The 18,745-nt window shown below is 58.5% G+C and carries 15 protein-coding genes; all 15 read left to right on the top strand.

The features are described 5' to 3' along the window. Positions 1-5: 5 nt before the first annotated feature. The gene (bamA, locus tag KW837_RS21240; protein WP_218398434.1) at positions 6-2,396 is read left to right on the top strand and encodes an outer membrane protein assembly factor BamA; all 2,391 of its coding nucleotides are present in this window, start codon (positions 6-8) and stop codon (positions 2,394-2,396) included. Between the two features lie 45 nt (positions 2,397-2,441). Next, positions 2,442-2,945, top strand: a complete 504-nt coding sequence (locus KW837_RS21235) for an OmpH family outer membrane protein (protein ID WP_007907155.1) — start codon at positions 2,442-2,444, stop codon at positions 2,943-2,945. Between the two features lie 3 nt (positions 2,946-2,948). Continuing rightward, on the top strand, positions 2,949-4,004 hold the full coding sequence (lpxD, locus tag KW837_RS21230) for a UDP-3-O-(3-hydroxymyristoyl)glucosamine N-acyltransferase (RefSeq protein WP_218398432.1): 1,056 nt from the start codon (positions 2,949-2,951) through the stop codon (positions 4,002-4,004). Between the two features lie 108 nt (positions 4,005-4,112). Then, a complete protein-coding gene (gene fabZ, locus KW837_RS21225; protein WP_008154051.1) occupies positions 4,113-4,553 on the top strand; it encodes a 3-hydroxyacyl-ACP dehydratase FabZ in 441 nt (146 codons plus the stop codon). Next, positions 4,550-5,326 (top strand): acyl-ACP--UDP-N-acetylglucosamine O-acyltransferase, encoded by a 777-nt coding sequence (gene lpxA, locus KW837_RS21220; RefSeq protein ID WP_063342640.1) that lies wholly within the window; start codon positions 4,550-4,552, stop codon positions 5,324-5,326. Before fabZ ends, lpxA begins: the two co-directional genes overlap by 4 nt. A gap of 2 nt (positions 5,327-5,328) precedes the next feature. Next, positions 5,329-6,456 (top strand): lipid-A-disaccharide synthase, encoded by a 1,128-nt coding sequence (gene lpxB, locus KW837_RS21215; RefSeq protein ID WP_008072670.1) that lies wholly within the window; start codon positions 5,329-5,331, stop codon positions 6,454-6,456. Beyond that, the gene (gene rnhB / locus KW837_RS21210) at positions 6,456-7,097 is read left to right on the top strand and encodes a ribonuclease HII (RefSeq protein ID WP_063342641.1); all 642 of its coding nucleotides are present in this window, start codon (positions 6,456-6,458) and stop codon (positions 7,095-7,097) included. The genes lpxB and rnhB overlap by 1 nt, the downstream gene beginning before the upstream one ends. Before the next feature lie 82 nt (positions 7,098-7,179). Continuing rightward, entirely contained in the window at positions 7,180-10,701 is a 3,522-nt protein-coding gene (dnaE, locus tag KW837_RS21205; RefSeq protein ID WP_218398429.1) for a DNA polymerase III subunit alpha, read from the top strand. A 152-nt stretch (positions 10,702-10,853) separates the two neighbouring features. Then, positions 10,854-11,801: an acetyl-CoA carboxylase carboxyltransferase subunit alpha gene (locus tag KW837_RS21200; RefSeq protein WP_007907168.1), complete on the top strand. Its 948-nt coding sequence runs from the start codon at positions 10,854-10,856 to the stop codon at positions 11,799-11,801. 134 nt (positions 11,802-11,935) lie between these two features. Next, the gene (gene tilS / locus KW837_RS21195; RefSeq protein WP_218398427.1) at positions 11,936-13,264 is read left to right on the top strand and encodes a tRNA lysidine(34) synthetase TilS; all 1,329 of its coding nucleotides are present in this window, start codon (positions 11,936-11,938) and stop codon (positions 13,262-13,264) included. A 274-nt stretch (positions 13,265-13,538) separates the two neighbouring features. After that, positions 13,539-15,170, top strand: a complete 1,632-nt coding sequence (locus tag KW837_RS21190; protein ID WP_008072674.1) for a CTP synthase — start codon at positions 13,539-13,541, stop codon at positions 15,168-15,170. Positions 15,171-15,175: 5 nt separating this feature from the next. Then, positions 15,176-16,021 (top strand): 3-deoxy-8-phosphooctulonate synthase, encoded by an 846-nt coding sequence (gene kdsA / locus KW837_RS21185; RefSeq protein ID WP_008072675.1) that lies wholly within the window; start codon positions 15,176-15,178, stop codon positions 16,019-16,021. A 155-nt stretch (positions 16,022-16,176) separates the two neighbouring features. Next, complete coding sequence (eno, locus tag KW837_RS21180; RefSeq protein WP_008072676.1) at positions 16,177-17,466, top strand: phosphopyruvate hydratase; 1,290 nt, start codon at positions 16,177-16,179, stop codon at positions 17,464-17,466. Positions 17,467-17,637: 171 nt separating this feature from the next. Beyond that, the gene (gene ftsB, locus KW837_RS21175) at positions 17,638-17,916 is read left to right on the top strand and encodes a cell division protein FtsB (protein WP_007907178.1); all 279 of its coding nucleotides are present in this window, start codon (positions 17,638-17,640) and stop codon (positions 17,914-17,916) included. Next, complete coding sequence (ispD, locus tag KW837_RS21170; RefSeq protein WP_218398425.1) at positions 17,913-18,620, top strand: 2-C-methyl-D-erythritol 4-phosphate cytidylyltransferase; 708 nt, start codon at positions 17,913-17,915, stop codon at positions 18,618-18,620. The genes ftsB and ispD overlap by 4 nt, the downstream gene beginning before the upstream one ends. Positions 18,621-18,745 lie beyond the last annotated feature (125 nt).

Below are 18,745 nucleotides of genomic sequence, written 5' to 3'. Positions count from 1 at the left end.
ACTTCATGAAACGTCTGCTGCTAACTGCGGTTCTCACCGTATTGATGATCGCCGAAGTTCACGCCGAGTCCTTCACTATCTCTGATATTCGCGTCAATGGCCTACAGCGGGTCTCCGCGGGTAGCGTCTTTGGTGCCTTGCCGTTGAACGTCGGCGAACAGGCGGATGATCGTCGCCTGGTGGAATCCACTCGTGCGTTGTTCAAAACCGGGTTCTTTCAAGATATCCAGCTGGGTCGCGATGGCAACGTCCTCGTCATTACTGTAGTCGAGCGTCCGTCAGTCGCCAGTATCGAGATCGAAGGCAACAAGGCGATCTCCACTGAAGACCTGATGAAGGGCCTCAAACAATCCGGTCTGGCCGAAGGCGAGATCTTTCAGCGCGCCACCCTCGAAGGTGTGCGTAACGAGCTGCAGCGTCAGTACGTCGCTCAGGGCCGCTACTCCGCTACCGTCGATACCGAGGTGGTGCCACAGCCGCGTAACCGCGTGGGCCTGAAGGTCAACATCAACGAAGGCACCGTTGCAGCTATCCAGCACATCAACGTGGTGGGTAACACTGTTTTCCCTGATGAAGACCTCATCGACCTGTTCGAACTCAAGACCAGCAACTGGTTGTCGTTCTTCAAGAACGATGACAAGTACGCTCGTGAAAAACTCTCCGGTGACCTGGAGCGTCTGCGCTCCTACTATCTGGATCGCGGCTATATCAATATGGATATCGCTTCGACCCAGGTGTCCATCACCCCGGACAAGAAGCACGTTTACATCACCGTCAACGTCAACGAAGGCGAGAAGTACACCGTTCGTGACGTCAAGCTCAGCGGTGACCTGAAAGTCCCTGAAGACCAGATCAAGTCCCTTCTGCTGGTTCAGAAAGGCCAGGTGTTCTCGCGCAAGCTGATGACCACCACGTCCGAACTGATCACCCGTCGCTTGGGTAACGAGGGTTACACCTTCGCTAACGTCAACGGCGTACCTCAGCCTCACGATGACGATCACACGGTCGATATCACGTTCGCTGTCGATCCGGGCAAGCGTGCTTACGTGAACCGCATCAACTTCCGTGGCAACACCAAGTCCGAAGACGAAGTGTTGCGCCGTGAAATGCGTCAGATGGAAGGCGGTTGGGCTTCGACTTACCTGATCGATCAATCCAAGACACGTCTGGAACGTCTGGGCTTCTTCAAGGAAGTCAACGTCGAGACGCCGGCCGTGCCCGGTGTCGATGACCAGGTTGATGTGAACTACAGCGTTGAAGAGCAGGCGTCCGGCTCGATTACCGCCAGCGTCGGTTTCGCCCAGAGTGCCGGTCTGATCCTTGGTGGTTCGATCACCCAGAACAACTTCCTGGGTACCGGTAACAAGGTCAGCGTCGGTTTGACCCGCAGTGAATACCAGAGCCGCTATAACTTCGGTTATGTCGACCCGTACTGGACTGCTGACGGTGTGAGCCTGGGTTACAACGCTTTCTACCGCACTACCGACTACGACGACCTCGACGTCGACGTGGCCAGCTATGCCGTAGACAGCCTGGGTGCGGGCGTGAGCGTCGGCTACCCGATCAGCGAGACTTCGCGTCTGACCTTCGGTCTGACTGCGCAGCAGGACGAGATCAAGACTGGTCAGTACACCGTTGACGAGATTTTCGACTTCGTTAACCGTGAGGGCGACAGCTACCTGAACTTCAAGGCTTCGGCCGGTTGGTCCGAGTCCACTTTGAACAAAGGCGTATTGGCGACCCGTGGCCATTCCCAGAGCCTGACTCTGGAAACCACCACCCCGGGCAGCGACCTGTCGTTCTTCAAACTTGATTACCGTGGCCAGTTGTTCCAGCCAATTACTGAAAACTACACTGTGCGGCTTCACACCGAACTGGGTTATGGCGATGGCTACGGTTCGACCGATGGTTTGCCGTTCTATGAGAACTACTATGCTGGTGGTTTCAACTCGGTTCGCGGTTTCAAGGACAGTACGCTTGGCCCGCGCAGTACACCTAGCCGTGGTCAGGCTGTCACGGGTAACGCCGGTACGCTCGCCGACCCGGACCAGGATCCGCTGCCATTCGGTGGTAACGTCCTGATCCAGGGTGGTGTCGAGGTGCTGTTCCCGCTGCCATTCGTCAAGGATCAGCGTTCCCTGCGTACTTCGCTATTCTGGGATGTGGGTAACGTATTCGACTCCAAGTGCGACAAGACGACGAACGCCAATGTCGGTTCGACCGCTCAAACCGAGTGCAATGAAATCAGTCTGAGCAACGTCGCCAGCTCCGTCGGTGTAGGCGTGACATGGGTCACCGCGCTGGGGCCTTTGAGCTTCGCGTTGGCCATGCCAATCAAGAAGCCGGATGACGCTGAGACTCAAGTGTTCCAATTCTCCCTCGGCCAGACGTTCTAAGTGTCTGACCCAAGATAACGACAATGGATTTTGTAGGAGTGCATCGTGCGTAAGTTGACTCAATTGGTTCTCCTGGCGACCGTACTGGTTGCAGGACCGGCTTTTGCCGATATGAAAATCGCCGTACTGAATTATCAGATGGCACTGCTGGAATCCGACGCGGCGAAAAAATACGCCGTGGATGCCGAGAAGAAGTTTGGCCCGCAACTGACCAAGCTCAAGAGCCTGGAAAGCAGCGCCAAGGGTATCCAGGACCGTCTGATGGCTGGCGGCGACAAAATGCAACAAGGCGAGCGTGAACGTCTTGAGCTCGAATTCAAGCAAAAGGCCCGTGATTTCCAGTTCCAGTCCAAGGAACTGAACGAAGCCAAAGCCGTTGCCGACCGTGAAATGCTGAAACAGCTCAAGCCGAAACTGGACAGCGCTGTGGAAGAAGTCATCAAGAAAGGTGCTTTTGACCTGGTCTTCGAGCGTGGCGCAGTGATTGATGTCAAGCCTCAGTACGACATCACTCGCCAGGTTATCGAGCGCATGAATCAGCTGAAGTAACCCATGACAGCGACTATAAAGCTCGGCCAGTTGGCCGAGTTCCTCGGCGCCACTTTACGTGGCGACCCGAAGAAAGCAATTACTGGGCTAGCCACTTTGCAAGAGGCTGGCCCAGCTCAGTTGAGCTTTCTGGCAAATCCTCAATACCGTAAATACCTGGCTGACAGTCGGGCCGCAGCCGTATTGCTGAAGGCCGCTGACGCAGAAGGTTTTGCCGGTGATGCACTGGTGGTGCCGGATCCGTATCTGGCCTACGCGCGCGTTTCCCACTTGTTCGATCCCAAACCCAAGGCGCCTGCCGGTATTCACCCGACAGCGGTGGTGGCGGCGGATGCAGTGGTCGACCCGGCGGCGAGCATCGGTGCCTTTGCGGTCATCGAAAGTGCGGCGCGTATTGGCGCAGGTGTGACCGTTGGGGCTCAATGCTTCATCGGTGCGCGATGCGAAATCGGCGAGGGCGGCTGGTTGGCCCCGCGCGTCACGCTGTATCACGACGTACGCATTGGCAAACGGGTGGTGATTCAATCCGGTGCTGTGCTCGGCGGTGAAGGCTTCGGTTTTGCCAACGAGAAAGGTGTCTGGCAGAAAATCGCCCAGATCGGCGGCGTTTCGATCGGCGATGACGTGGAAATAGGCGTAAATACCGCTATCGATCGCGGCGCACTGGCCGATACCGTTATCGGCAATGGTGTGAAGCTCGACAACCAGATTCAGATCGCTCACAACGTCCAGGTCGGTGATCACACTGCCATGGCCGCCTGTGTGGGGATCTCCGGCAGCACCAAAATCGGCAAGCATTGCATGCTCGCCGGTGGCGTGGGTCTGGTGGGTCATATCGAGATTTGCGACAACGTTTTCCTGACCGGGATGACCATGGTGACCCACTCGATTACCGAGCCGGGTTCCTATTCTTCCGGTACGGCGATGCAACCGGCAGCCGAATGGCGTAAAAGCGCGGCCCGTATCCGTCAGCTCGATGACATCGCGCGACGTCTGCGACAGCTGGAAAAGCGTGTAGGGGACGTGACCCCTGACGGTAATGCTTCATCAGATGGCTGATACCATTTCCATATCAAGTGTGCACAGCCGTTAGACTGCCTCCTTGATTTGCTAGAGGAGTGCGCGTCAGTCGCGCGCTCCCAATCTTTACATAGGCTTCCCCCCGAAATGATGGACATCAACGAGATTCGCGAATACCTGCCTCACCGTTACCCGTTCCTGCTGGTGGACCGGGTCGTGGATCTGGATGTGGAAGGCAAGCGCATTCGCGCCTACAAGAATGTCAGCATCAACGAACCGTTCTTCAATGGTCACTTCCCTGCGCATCCAATCATGCCGGGCGTGTTGATCATTGAAGCGATGGCTCAGGCTGCCGGCATCCTCGGTTTCAAAATGCTCGACGTGAAGCCCGCTGACGGCACGCTTTACTACTTCGTCGGCTCCGACAAGCTGCGTTTTCGTCAGCCCGTCACTCCAGGCGATCAGTTGATCCTCGAAGCGCGCTTCATCAGCTGCAAGCGTCAGATCTGGAAGTTCGAATGCCAGGCTTCGGTCGATGGCAAGCCAGTCTGCTCCGCTGAAATCATCTGCGCGGAACGCAAACTATGAGTTTGATTGACCCTCGCGCAATCATCGATCCGACGGCCATTCTGGCCGACGACGTCGAAGTCGGCCCTTGGTCGATCATCGGCGCAGGTGTGGAAATCGGCGAGGGGACAGTGATCGGGCCGCATGTGATTCTCAAGGGCCCGACCCGAATCGGTAAGCACAACCGCATCTACCAGTTTTCTTCGGTAGGCGAGGACACGCCCGATCTGAAATACAAGGGCGAAGAAACCCGTCTTGTCATCGGTGACCACAACGTCATCCGTGAAGGCGTGACGATCCACCGCGGGACGATTCAGGACCGTTCGGAAACGACCCTGGGCGATCACAACCTGATCATGGCCTATGCCCACATCGGTCACGACAGCGTTATCGGCAACCACTGCATCCTGGTCAACAACACCGCGTTGGCGGGCCATGTACACGTTGAAGACTGGGCGATCCTGTCCGGTTTTACCTTGGTTCACCAGTATTGCCACATTGGTGCCCACAGCTTTTCCGGCATGGGCACTGCCATTGGCAAGGACGTTCCAGCCTACGTCACGGTATTCGGCAACCCGGCCGAAGCCCGCAGCATGAATTTCGAAGGCCTGCGCCGTCGCGGTTTCAGCGAAGATGCGATCCACGCGCTGCGTCGTGCCTACAAGGTGGTTTACCGCCAGGGCCTGACGGTCGAGCAGGCGCTTGTCGAGCTGGCCGAACCCTCGCTGCAGTTCCCGGAAGTCGCGGTGTTCCGTGACTCCATCCAGTCTTCGACCCGCGGCATCACCCGTTAACCATGGCCAATTTGCGTATTGCGCTGGTGGCGGGAGAGGCTTCCGGTGACATTTTGGGTGCGGGCCTCATGCGCGCACTCAAGGTTCAGCATCCGGCGGTCGAGTTCATCGGTGTCGGCGGTCCGCTGATGCAGGCTGAAGGCCTGACGTCGTATTTCCCGATGGAACGCCTTTCTGTCATGGGGCTGGTGGAAGTGCTGGGCCGTTTGCGCGAGCTATTGGCGCGTCGCAAAAAACTGGTCGCAGACCTGATCGCCGAGAAGCCGGACGTGTTCATCGGTATCGATGCCCCGGACTTCAACCTCAATATCGAACTCAAACTGCGTCAGGCCGGGATCAAGACCGTGCATTACGTCAGCCCGTCGGTCTGGGCCTGGCGACAGAAGCGGGTGCTGAAGATTCGCGAAGGTTGCGACCTGATGCTGACGCTGTTCCCGTTCGAAGCTAAATTTTATGAAGAGAAGGGCGTGCCGGTGCGGTTTGTCGGCCATTCCCTGGCCGATGCGATTCCGCTTGAGGCTGATCGCGCCGCAGCGCGGGCCGAACTTGGCTTGCCGGATGGGCCGCTGGTCGCCCTGATGCCGGGTAGCCGGGGTGGTGAGGTCGGGCGCCTTGGTGCGCTGTTCCTCGACACTGCCCAGCGCGTGCGCGCCATGCGCCCGGGCGTACGGTTCGTCATGCCATGCGCGAGCCCGCAGCGCCGGGCCCAGCTTGAAGAGCTGCTGGCCGGTCGTGATCTGCCACTGACCTTGCTCGACGGTAAGTCCCATCTGGCCCTGGCTGCTTGCGACGCCGTGTTGATCGCTTCGGGCACCGCTACGCTGGAAGCCTTGTTGTACAAGCGGCCGATGGTGGTCGCTTATCGCTTGGCACCGCTGACGTTCTGGATTCTCAAACGGATGGTGAAGAGTCCCTACGTCTCGTTGCCGAATCTGCTGGCCCAGCGCCTGCTGGTGCCGGAGTTGTTGCAGGACGATGCGACGGTTGAGGCCTTGGCCCAGACCCTGTCGCCACTGATCGAAGGTGGCCAGGAGCAGACCCGAGGCTTTGACGAAATCCACCGAACCCTGCGCTTGGACGCCTCCAATCAGGCAGCGGACGCGGTACTGAACCTGATTGGCAGAGCATAATGAGCAAAGCAAGCAAGCAGCTGGGCCTGGATTTTATGCTGGTCGATGAGGTTGTAGATCTGGTAGCGGGTGTCGATGAGGTCGGTCGCGGCCCGCTGTGCGGTGCGGTGGTGACGGCGGCAGTGATCCTCGATCCGAGCCGCCCCATCCTGGGCCTCAACGATTCCAAAAAGCTCACCGAAGCCCGTCGCGAAGCGCTTTACGACGAAATCTGCGAAAAAGCCCTGAGCTGGTATGTCGCTCGGGCTGAAGTAGAAGAAATCGACGAACTGAACATTCTTCACGCCACCATGCTGGCCATGCAGCGTGCCGTCGAGGGGCTGCACATTCAGCCGAAACTGGCGATGATCGACGGCAACCGTTGCCCGAAACTCTCGATGCGCGCCGAAGCGGTGATCCAGGGTGATGGCAAGGTGCCGGCCATTGCCGCGGCATCGATTCTGGCCAAGGTCAGCCGTGATCGAGAAATGGCGGCATTCGAACTGATTTATCCGGGTTACGGGATCGGAGGCCATAAAGGCTACCCGACACCCGTTCATCTGGAAGCGCTGGCCCGCTTGGGGCCGACCCCAATCCATCGTCGCTCGTTCGCCCCGGTACGCTTGGCGTATGAAGCGCGGGAAAACCTGATCGGGAGTTAGTCGCAGGCTGATGTTTTACTCAAGGCCCGGTACAATCCGGGCCTTGTTGTCTTCACGTTTCTAGTTTCTAGACAGGATCACTATGCCGGCTTCATTCGTTCATCTACGCCTGCACACTGAATATTCCCTGGTCGACGGTCTGGTGCGGATCAAACCGCTGGTCAAGACCCTGGTCGGCATGAACATGCCTGCCGTGGCGGTCACCGACCAGAACAACATGTGTTCCCTGGTCAAATTCTATAAAGCGGCCATGGGGGCGGGGATCAAGCCGATCTGCGGCGCCGACCTGTGGCTGTCGAACAAGGATCCGGACAACTCCTTGAGCCGGATCAGCCTATTGGCGATGAATGCGGTGGGTTATCGCAACCTCACCGAGCTGATCTCCCGTGGCTTCATCGACGGCCAGCGCAATGGCTCGGTGATCATCGAGCGCGAGTGGGTGGCTGAAGCCAGCGAAGGCTTGATCATGCTGTCGGCGGCGAAAGAGGGCGAGATCGGTCTGGCCATGCTCAGCGGCAACCCGGACGAAGCCGAAACCCTGGCTCGCGAGTGGATGGCGGTGTTCCCGGATCGCTTCTATCTGGAAGTCCAGCGCACCAGCCGCCCCAATGACGAAGAGCAACTGCACGGCGCCGTGGCGCTGGCGGCGAAGATCGGCGCGCCGCTGGTGGCCACCAACGATGTGCGTTTCATCAAGCAGGAAGACTTCGAAGCCCACGAAACCCGCGTATGCATCGGTGAGGGTCGCGCCCTCGACGATCCGCGGCGGTCGAAGAATTACAGCGATCAGCAATACCTCAAAAGTGCCGAGGAAATGGCCGAGCTGTTCAGCGACTTGCCCGAGGCGCTGGAAAACACGGTTGAGATCGCGAAACGCTGCAACATCGAGGTGAAACTGGGCAAACACTTCCTGCCCAACTTCCCGATTCCCGATGGCATGACCATCGACGAGTATTTCCGCAAGGTTTCCTTCGACGGTCTGGAAGAGCGCCTCAGCGTTCTGCTGCCCAAGGACACCACCGAAGACTACGAAGCCAAGCGTCAGGTCTATGTCGACCGGTTGAATTTCGAGCTGGATATCATCATCCAGATGGGCTTCCCCGGTTACTTTCTGATCGTGATGGACTTTATCCAGTGGGCCAAGAGCAACGGCGTGCCGGTAGGTCCGGGTCGTGGGTCGGGTGCCGGGTCGCTGGTGGCCTATGTGCAGAAAATCACCGACCTCGACCCGCTGGAATATGACCTGCTGTTTGAACGTTTCCTTAACCCGGAACGGGTTTCCATGCCCGACTTCGACGTCGACTTCTGCATGGACGGCCGTGACCGGGTGATCGATTACGTGGCCGAGAAATACGGCCGTAACGCGGTGAGCCAGATCATCACCTTCGGTTCCATGGCGGCGAAAGCGGTGGTCCGTGACGTGGCGCGGGTTCAGGGCAAGTCCTACGGTTTGGCGGATCGTCTGTCGAAGATGATTCCGTTCGAAGTCGGCATGACTCTGGAAAAGGCCTACGAGCAGGAAGAGATTCTGCGCGACTTCATCAAGGTCGATGAAGAGGCTGCGGAAATCTGGGAAATGGCGCGCAAGCTTGAAGGCGTTGTGCGTAACGTCGGCAAGCACGCCGGTGGTGTGGTAATCGCGCCGACCAAGCTGACCGACTTCTCGCCGATTTATTGCGACGAAGCGGGCGATGGCCTGGTAACCCAGTTCGACAAGGACGACGTCGAGGCGGCCGGTCTGGTGAAGTTCGACTTCCTGGGCCTGCGGACCCTGACAGTCATCGACTGGGCGCTGAAAACCATCAACCGCGATCGCGCCAAGGTCAACGAGCCACCGTTGGACATCGCGTTCATTCCGCTGGACGACAAACCGACCTACACGCTGTTGCAAAAAGCTGAAACCACTGCGGTGTTCCAGCTCGAGTCGCGCGGCATGAAAGAGCTGATCAAAAAGCTCAAGCCCGACTGCCTGGAAGACTTGATCGCACTGGTGGCCCTGTTCCGTCCGGGCCCGTTGCAATCAGGCATGGTGGATGACTTCATCAACCGTAAGCACGGTCGCGCGGAGCTCGCGTACCCGCACTCGGATTACCAGTACGAAGGCCTCAAGCCAGTCCTGGCGCCGACTTACGGCATCATCCTGTATCAGGAACAGGTGATGCAGATTGCTCAGGTCATGGCCGGTTACACCCTTGGCGGTGCAGACATGCTGCGTCGAGCCATGGGTAAGAAAAAACCCGAGGAAATGGCCAAGCAACGTGGCGGTTTCATTGAAGGTTGTGCCACCAACAATATTGACGCCGACCTGGCCGGTAACATCTTCGACCTGGTAGAAAAGTTCGCCGGTTACGGCTTCAACAAATCCCACTCCGCCGCGTATGGCCTGGTGTCGTACCAGACCGCGTGGCTGAAAACCCACTACCCGGCGCCGTTCATGGCCGCGGTACTGTCGGCGGATATGCACAACACCGACAAGGTCGTGACCTTGATCGAAGAAATTCGCACCATGAAGCTGCGTCTCGACGCGCCGGATGTGAATACTTCGGAGTTCAAGTTCACGGTGAATGACGAAGGCCGCATTATTTATGGCCTCGGCGCAATCAAGGGGGTGGGCGAAGGACCGGTGGAAGCGATCACTGAGGCGCGTCAGGACGGACCGTTCAAGGATCTGTTCGATTTCTGCGCCCGTGTCGATCTCAAGCGAATCAACAAGCGTACCCTGGACGGTTTGATCCGCAGCGGCGCGCTGGATCGTCTGGGCCCGTATTTCCATGACGAACCCAAAGCCTATCAAGCCAGCATTGACCAGAACCGCGCGGTCTTGTTGAACGCGATGGAAGGGGCGATCAAGGCTGCCGAGCAAACTGCGCGCACCCACGACAGTGGCCACGCCGACCTGTTTGGCGGGTTGTTCGTCGAGGACGACGCCGACGTCTACGCCAATCATCGCAAGGCCAAGGAACTGACCCTCAAGGAACGCCTGAAAGGGGAAAAAGACACCTTGGGCCTGTACCTGACCGGTCACCCGATCGACGAATACGAAGGCGAGATCCGTCGCTTCGCCCGTCAGCGCATTATCGACCTGAAGCCTGCTCGCGATACCCAGACGGTCGCGGGCATGATCATCGCCCTGCGTGTGATGAAGAACAAAAAGGGCGACAAGATGGGTTTCATTACCCTCGACGACCGCTCCGGGCGGATCGAGGCCTCGCTGTTCGCCGACGCCTTCCACTCCGCGCAGTCGCTGTTGCAGACCGACGCGATGGTGGTGGTCGAAGGCGAAGTCAGCAATGATGACTTCTCTGGCGGCCTGCGGCTGCGGGTCAAGCGCGTGATGAGCATGGAAGATGCGCGCACCAACCTGGCCGAAAGCCTGCGCCTGAAATTGCACACCAAGGATTTGAAAGGCGATCAGCTACGCTGGCTGGGTGAGCTGTTCAAGCGCCACCGCGGCGCGTGCCCGATCACCATGGAGTACACCAGTCCCGATGCGAAGGCCTTGTTGCAGTTCGGCGAGACCTGGCGGATCGATCCGGCGGATGCCTTGATTCAAGCCCTGCGTGACCAGTTCGGGCGAGACAACGTCTTCCTCCAATACCGTTGACGGTCAGGTGCCATTCTTTACCATTAGAGCGCGCCTGATCCCGACCCGAATTTTTAATCTCGACCTGAACGCGCCTGTCCCTTAAGGTAGGGCGCGAATAGACAACCGGCCGGCCCAAGCTCTCTTGGAAGGTCGACCCAAGACGGACGCCTATGAACCCGAATTTTCTAGATTTCGAACAGCCGATCGCCGACCTGCAAGCCAAGATCGAAGAGTTGCGCTTGGTCGGTAATGACAATTCGCTGAATATCGGCGATGAGATCTCCCGCCTGCAGGACAAGAGCAGCACGCTGACCGAAGACATCTTCGGCAAGCTGACTAGCTGGCAGATCGCACGTCTGGCGCGTCACCCGAAACGTCCGTATACCTTGGACTACATCGAACACATCTTCACCGAGTTCGACGAACTGCACGGCGACCGTCACTTCTCCGACGACGCTGCCATCGTAGGTGGTGTTGCCCGTCTGGATGATCAGCCGGTGATGATCATCGGTCACCAGAAAGGCCGCGAAGTGCGCGAGAAGGTTCGCCGCAACTTCGGCATGCCGCGTCCGGAAGGCTACCGCAAGGCGTGCCGTCTGATGGAAATGGCCGAACGCTTCAAAATGCCGATCCTGACCTTCATCGACACTCCGGGTGCTTACCCTGGTATCGACGCCGAAGAGCGCAACCAGAGCGAAGCGATTGCCTGGAACCTGCGCGTCATGGCTCGTCTGAAAACCCCAATCATCGCCACCGTGATCGGTGAGGGTGGTTCCGGTGGTGCATTGGCGATCGGCGTCTGCGACCAGCTGAACATGCTGCAGTACTCGACCTATGCAGTGATTTCGCCGGAAGGTTGCGCTTCGATTCTGTGGAAAACTTCCGAGAAAGCCCCGGATGCAGCTGAAGCCATGGGCATCACTGCCGAGCGTCTGAAGGGCCTGGGCATTGTCGATAAAGTGATCGGCGAGCCATTGGGCGGCGCTCATCGTGATCCGGCCGCTGCGGCTGCCTCGATCCGCGCCGAGCTGAGCTCGCAACTGGCGATGTTGAAGAAGTTCGATAACAAGGCGCTGTTGGCCCGTCGTTACGAGCGTCTGATGAGCTACGGTCTCTGATCTGACCTCGGCTTTAATAATGTGGGAGCGGGCTTGCTCGCGAAAGCGGTATAACAGTCGACTGATGTGTTGAATGTTGAACCGCCTTCGCGAGCAAGCCCGCTCCCACATTTGATTTGTGCGAAGTGATCGATATGAGTCAGCCCACGATTGATTTGCCTGCCAGACTCTTGCTGAATCTTGCACCGTGGCGCAACGCCACAACCTGGCGCATCGCGTTCTCCGGTGGTCTCGACTCCACCGTCCTGCTGCACCTTCTCGCGCACCTTGCGAAAACCCAATCCCTGCCGGCGCTGACTGCCATCCATGTCCACCACGGCCTCCAGGCTGCGGCTGATGCGTGGCCGGAACATTGTCAGTCGGTCTGTGATGCGCTGGGAGTGCCGCTAGAGGTCGTGCGCGTTCAAGTTGAATCGGGCGCCAGCCTTGAGCGTGCGGCGCGGGATGCGCGTTATGGCGCCTTCATCGCGGCGACTCACGTCGGTGACGTGCTGCTCACGGGCCAACACCGCGACGATCAGGCGGAAACCCTGTTGTTTCGGCTGATGCGTGGGGCAGGGGTGAGAGGGTTGTCGGGAATGCCGAGCGAGCGTCCTTTGGGTCGGGGGCATCTGTTGCGGCCGTTGCTCGACGTAACGCGTGCCGAGCTTGAGGCCTACGCGACTGAATATCAGTTGGGCTGGATCGAGGATCCGTCGAACCAGGACCGCCAGTTCTCGCGCAATTATCTGCGTCATCAAGTGTTCCCGGTGTTGACTGCGCGCTGGCCGCAAGCGGTGGCGACCATGGCGCGCAGCGCTGCGCATCTGAGCGAAGCGCAAGAACTGCTCGACGAATTGGCGCAAATCGATCTGGCCCATGCCACCACGGTCAGCGATTTCGATTGGCTGGGTTTGCCGTCGCTGGCGCTGGCACCACTGGAAAAACTGTCTGATGCGCGTCAGCGCAATGCGCTAAGTCATTGGCTCAAACCGCTAACGACTTTGCCGGACAGTGACCATTGGTCGGGTTGGGAAAATTTGCGTGATGCGACCGGCGATGCGCGTCCGGTCTGGCGGCTGGCGGCGGGTGAATTGCATCGCGCGGGTAGGCGTGTCTGGTGGTTGTCGGGTGGCTGGCTGCGCACTCCGCCATCCCCGGTGTCTTGGGCTGAGCCCTCGGTATCACTGGCGTTGCCGGATAACGGTGTACTTACGTTCACCGGTCAGATCCCCGTTGGCCCGCTGCAGATCCGCTATCGTGAGGGAGGCGAGGTGATGAACCTGCCCGATCGCGGCCACCGTGACTTGAAGCGTTTACTCAATGAACGCGGTGTGCCGGGCTTCGCCCGTGGCAGATTGCCGCTGGTCTACAGAGGCCAGCAATTGCTGGCGGTGGCGAACCTGCGGGGGCTAAATGGCGGTGAGCAAGATGGCTGGTATTTGCATTGGCAGCCGCAGATCGAAGATCAAGGTTTGAGCTGAAAGGGGCTTTCCGGTAGACTACGCTCCCTTCTTGATACAACTTCTGTGGATTCGCCTGAATCGCAGGAGTTGCCGATTACCAAGCAGTCTTTGCTGGGCGATTCCAAAAAATGTGTAGCGAGCAACCTACCGGTGTTTCACCTGCCGGTCTGTCCCAACGCGGCGGTTTTTTTGAAAGATGCACTGTGATTAATGCAGGTGATCGGGGGCTTCGGCCTTCCTTCGCTTTCCCCGGCGGCTCGGACCGCTTTAACGCAGACTTCTAGGGTTTTTCATGACGCGCTACATATTCGTCACGGGCGGTGTTGTTTCTTCATTGGGGAAAGGCATTGCCTCGGCTTCATTGGCGGCCATCCTGGAGGCGCGGGGACTTAAGGTCACCATGCTGAAGCTGGACCCGTACATCAACGTTGACCCGGGCACCATGAGCCCGTTCCAGCACGGTGAAGTGTTCGTCACCCACGACGGCGCCGAGACCGACCTGGACCTGGGCCACTACGAGCGGTTCATCCGCACGACCATGACCCAGAACAACAACTTCACCACCGGCCGTGTCTACGAACACGTCCTGCGCAAAGAGCGCCGTGGTGATTACCTGGGCGCAACCATTCAGGTGATCCCGCACATCACCGACGAAATCAAGCGCCGGATCATCAAGGGCGCCGGCGATGCCGACGTGGCCATGGTCGAGATCGGTGGCACCGTGGGTGACATCGAATCGCAACCGTTCCTCGAAGCGATCCGTCAATTGCGTTTCGAAGTCGGCGCCAAGCGCGCGATGCTGATGCACCTGACGCTGGTGCCGTACATCGCCACTGCCGGCGAAACCAAAACCAAGCCGACTCAGCACTCGGTCAAGGAACTGCGTTCCATTGGCCTGCAGCCAGACGTGCTGGTGTGCCGCTCCGATCACCCGATCGACATCTCTTCGCGTCGCAAGATCGCGCAGTTCACCAACGTTGAAGAACGTGCGGTGATCGCGCTGGAAGACGCCGACACCATCTACAAGATCCCGGGCATTCTGCACTCCCAGGGCCTGGATGATTTCGTTGTCGAGCGTTTCGGCCTGCAATGCGACAGCGCCGATCTGTCCGAGTGGGAAGCGGTGGTAGATGCCAAGCTGAACCCGGAGCACGAAGTCACCATCGCGATGGTCGGCAAGTACATGGAGCTGCTGGACGCCTACAAGTCGCTGATCGAAGCGATGAGTCACGCCGGCATCAGCAACCGCACCAAGGTCAACCTGCGCTACATCGATTCCGAAGACATCGAAAACCAGGGCACCGCGCTGCTGGAAGGCGTCGACGCGATTCTGGTACCGGGTGGCTTTGGTCTGCGTGGCGTTGAAGGCAAGATCACTGCCGTTCAATACGCTCGTGAAAACAAGATTCCATACCTGGGTATCTGCCTGGGCATGCAAGTGGCCGTTATCGAGTTCGCTCGTAACGTCATGGGCTGGAAAGACGCCAACTCCACCGAGTTCGATCGCACCAGCGGTCACCCGGTGGTGGGTCTGATCACCGAGTGGGAAGATGCCACTGGGGCAGTCGAAACCCGTACCGAAACCTCCGATCTGGGTGGCACCATGCGCCTCGGCGCTCAGGATTGCCTGCTTGAGCCAGGTTCCCTGGTGCACGATTGCTATGCAAAGGACGTGATCGTCGAACGTCACCGTCATCGCTACGAAGTGAACAACAACCTGCTGCCGCAAATCATCGAGGCCGGTCTGAAAATCTCCGGTCGTTCCGGTGATGGCGCGCTGGTTGAAGTGGTCGAAGCACCGGATCATCCATGGTTCGTCGCTTGCCAGTTCCACCCTGAGTTCACCTCGACACCGCGCGACGGTCACCCGTTGTTCAGCGGCTTCGTCAAAGCCGCTTTGGCCCAACACCAGAAGAAGGCGTAAACCAGATGGCACAGAAGATCATCCGCGTAGGCAACATCGAAATTGCCAACGACAAGCCAATGGTGCTGTTCGGTGGCATGAACGTGCTGGAAAGCCGCGACATGGCCATGCAGGTCTGCGAAGAGTACGTAAAGGTCACCGAAAAACTCGGTATCCCTTACGTGTTCAAGGCCAGTTTCGACAAGGCTAACCGTTCTTCTGTGACCTCTTACCGTGGCCCCGGCCTGGAAGAGGGCATGCGGATTTTCCAGGACATCAAGCAAGCCTTTGGTGTGCCGGTCATCACCGACGTCCACGAGCCTGATCAGGCCGCGGTTGTCGCTGAAGTCTGCGACATCATCCAGTTGCCGGCCTTCCTGTCGCGCCAGACCGACCTCGTGGTCGCGATGGCCAAGACCGGCGCGGTGATCAACATCAAGAAAGCCCAGTTCCTCGCGCCTCAGGAAATGAAGCACATCCTGAACAAATGCGTAGAAGCCGGTAACGATCAGTTGATCCTCTGCGAGCGTGGTTCGAGCTTCGGCTACAACAACCTGGTCGTCGACATGCTTGGCTTCGGCATCATGAAGCAGTTCGAGTACCCGGTGTTCTTCGACGTGACCCACGCGCTGCAAATGCCTGGCGGTCGCTCCGATTCAGCCGGCGGTCGTCGTGCCCAGGTCACCGACCTGGCCAAGGCCGGCATGAGCCAGTCGCTGGCCGGTCTGTTCCTCGAAGCGCACCCGGACCCGGACAACGCCAAATGCGACGGCCCTTGCGCCTTGCGTCTGGACAAACTGGAACCCTTCCTGGCCCAGCTCAAGGCACTGGACGAATTGGTTAAAAGTTTTCCGACAGTAGAAACCGCGTAAACCCCGATTCTCCGGTAAAGTACTGCACGGTTTAACGCTCAGGCCCTCGGGCTTGAGCCTTATCGTCCGCAAGCCTGCCCCCTGTCTGTCGCTTGCCGACGATAAAGATTTCCTTCAGCTGCGTCGTTTTCGTCAACTTTGGAGTGTTCACAACAATGGCAAAAATCGTCGACATCAAAGGTCGTGAAGTTCTCGACTCCCGTGGCAATCCCACTGTGGAAGCAGATGTGCTTCTCGATAACGGCATCATCGGCAGCGCTTGCGCGCCATCCGGTGCTTCCACTGGCTCGCGTGAAGCACTCGAGCTGCGTGATGGCGACAAGAGCCGTTACCTGGGCAAAGGCGTTCTGAAAGCCGTCGCCAACATCAACGGTCCGATCCGCGACCTGTTGCTGGGTACAGACCCAAGCGACCAGAAAGCGCTGGATCACGCGATGATCAAGCTGGACGGCACCGAAAACAAAGCGACCCTGGGCGCCAACGCGATCCTCGCCGTTTCCCTGGCCGCGGCCAAGGCAGCCGCTCAGGACCAGGACCTGCCGCTGTACGCTCACATCGCCAACCTGAACGGCACCCCGGGTGTTTACTCGATGCCGGTTCCGATGATGAACATCATCAACGGTGGCGAGCACGCCGATAACAACGTCGACATCCAGGAATTCATGGTTCAGCCAGTCGGCGCCAAGTCTTTCTCGGAAGGTCTGCGCATGGGCACCGAGATTTTCCATCACCTCAAAGCCGTTCTGAAGGCTCGCGGCCTGAGCACTGCCGTTGGTGATGAAGGTGGTTTCGCGCCGAACCTGGCCTCCAACGAAGACGCTTTGAAAGTGATCTCCGAAGCCGTGGCCAACGCCGGTTACAAGCTGGGCACCGACGTGACCCTGGCCCTGGACTGCGCGGCCAGCGAATTCTACGAAGACGGAAAGTACAACCTGTCCGGCGAAGGCCAGGTGTTCACCGCTGAAGGTTTCGCTGACTACCTGAAAGGCCTGACCGAGCGTTACCCGATCATCTCCATCGAAGACGGTCTGGACGAGTCCGACTGGGCGGGCTGGAAAATCCTCACCGACAAAATCGGCGAGAAGACTCAGCTGGTAGGCGACGACCTGTTCGTGACCAACACCAAGATCCTGAAAGAAGGCATCGATAAAAAGATCGCCAACTCGATCCTGATCAAGTTCAACCAGATCGGCACCCTGACCGAAACTCTGGAAGCGATCCAGATGGCCAAGGCCGCTGGTTACACCGCCGTAATCTCGCACCGCTCCGGCGAAACCGAAGATTCGACCATTGCCGACCTGGCTGTGGGCACTGCGGCTGGCCAGATCAAGACCGGCTCCCTGTGCCGTTCCGACCGTGTTTCCAAGTACAACCAACTGCTGCGTATCGAAGAGCAGTTGAATGGCAAAGCCAAGTACAACGGCCGTAGCGAATTCCGCGGCTGAGTAGCAAAGAGTAAAAAAGACACCGGATTGTGTCGAAAAATCGCGACAGCGATGAATTTGCCACTAATCTGATGCCTTATTAGCACAAGCCTGGTTCTTCCAGGCTTCGTGCTATCAGAAGCTTCAAAGTTATGGCATGGCTGTCTTTTTTCACTGGATACCTGATATTCGATGCGCAGTCCCAATTGGTTGTTTCTCGTCTTGCTTTTGCTGCTGGCCGGCCTGCAGTACCGCCTGTGGGTGGGTAATGGCAGTCTGGCGCAAGTGGCCGAGCTGAAGCAGCAGATTGCGGATCAACACGCCGAGAACGAGGCGTTGCTGGAGCGCAATCGGGTGATGGACGCCGAAGTCAGCGAATTGAAAAAGGGCATGGAGACCGTTGAAGAACGGGCTCGTCATGAGTTGGGCATGGTCAAGGACGGTGAAACCCTTTACCAGTTGGCCCAATGATTAATTCGCTACCGGCCTTCTGGGCCGTGATTCCTGCCGCGGGCGTCGGTGCCCGTATGGCCGCGGACCGTCCCAAGCAATACTTGCAACTGGGCGGGCGCACTATTCTCGAACACAGCCTCGGCTGTTTCCTCGATCATCCTGCCCTGAAGGGGTTGGTGGTCAGTCTTGCAGTCGACGATCCTTACTGGCCGAACCTGGCCTGTGCTGCCGATCCGCGTATTCAGCGGGTCGAAGGTGGCGCCGAGCGCTCCGGGTCGGTACTCAATGCCTTGCTACATTTGCATGCCCAAGGCGCTGACGATGAGGATTGGGTGTTGGTGCACGATGCTGCACGACCGAATCTGGCGCGTGATGATCTCGATAAATTGCTCAGTGAGCTGGCTGATGATCCGGTTGGCGGTCTATTGGCGGTGCCTGCGCGCGATACCCTCAAGCGGGTCGACAAGCATGGGCGCGTGCTGGAAACGGTGGATCGCAGCGTGATCTGGCAGGCCTATACGCCGCAGATGTTTCGCCTTGGCGCGTTGCATCGGGCATTGGCCGATAGTCTGGTGGCCGACGTTGTCATCACCGATGAAGCTTCGGCCATGGAATGGGCGGGATTGGCGCCGCGCCTGATTGAAGGGCGATCCGATAACATCAAAGTCACTCGTCCCGAAGACCTTGAGTGGTTGCGCCAGCGTTGGGCTAACCGCCGCTAAGCCCGAGTCGCGCCTTTCGCGAGCAAGCCCGCTCCCACATTTGATCTCCGTCGGTTACGTGTTTGGGGTATGACACAGAACCAATGTGGGAGCGGGCTTGCTCGCGAAAGCGGTGGTCCAGTCAA

This window comes from Pseudomonas sp. PDM24 (genome assembly GCF_019218905.1).
Lineage (GTDB): Bacteria > Pseudomonadota > Gammaproteobacteria > Pseudomonadales > Pseudomonadaceae > Aquipseudomonas.
The sequence above is the reverse complement of the archived record's forward strand: the minus strand, read 5'-3'. Positions and strand labels throughout refer to the sequence as shown.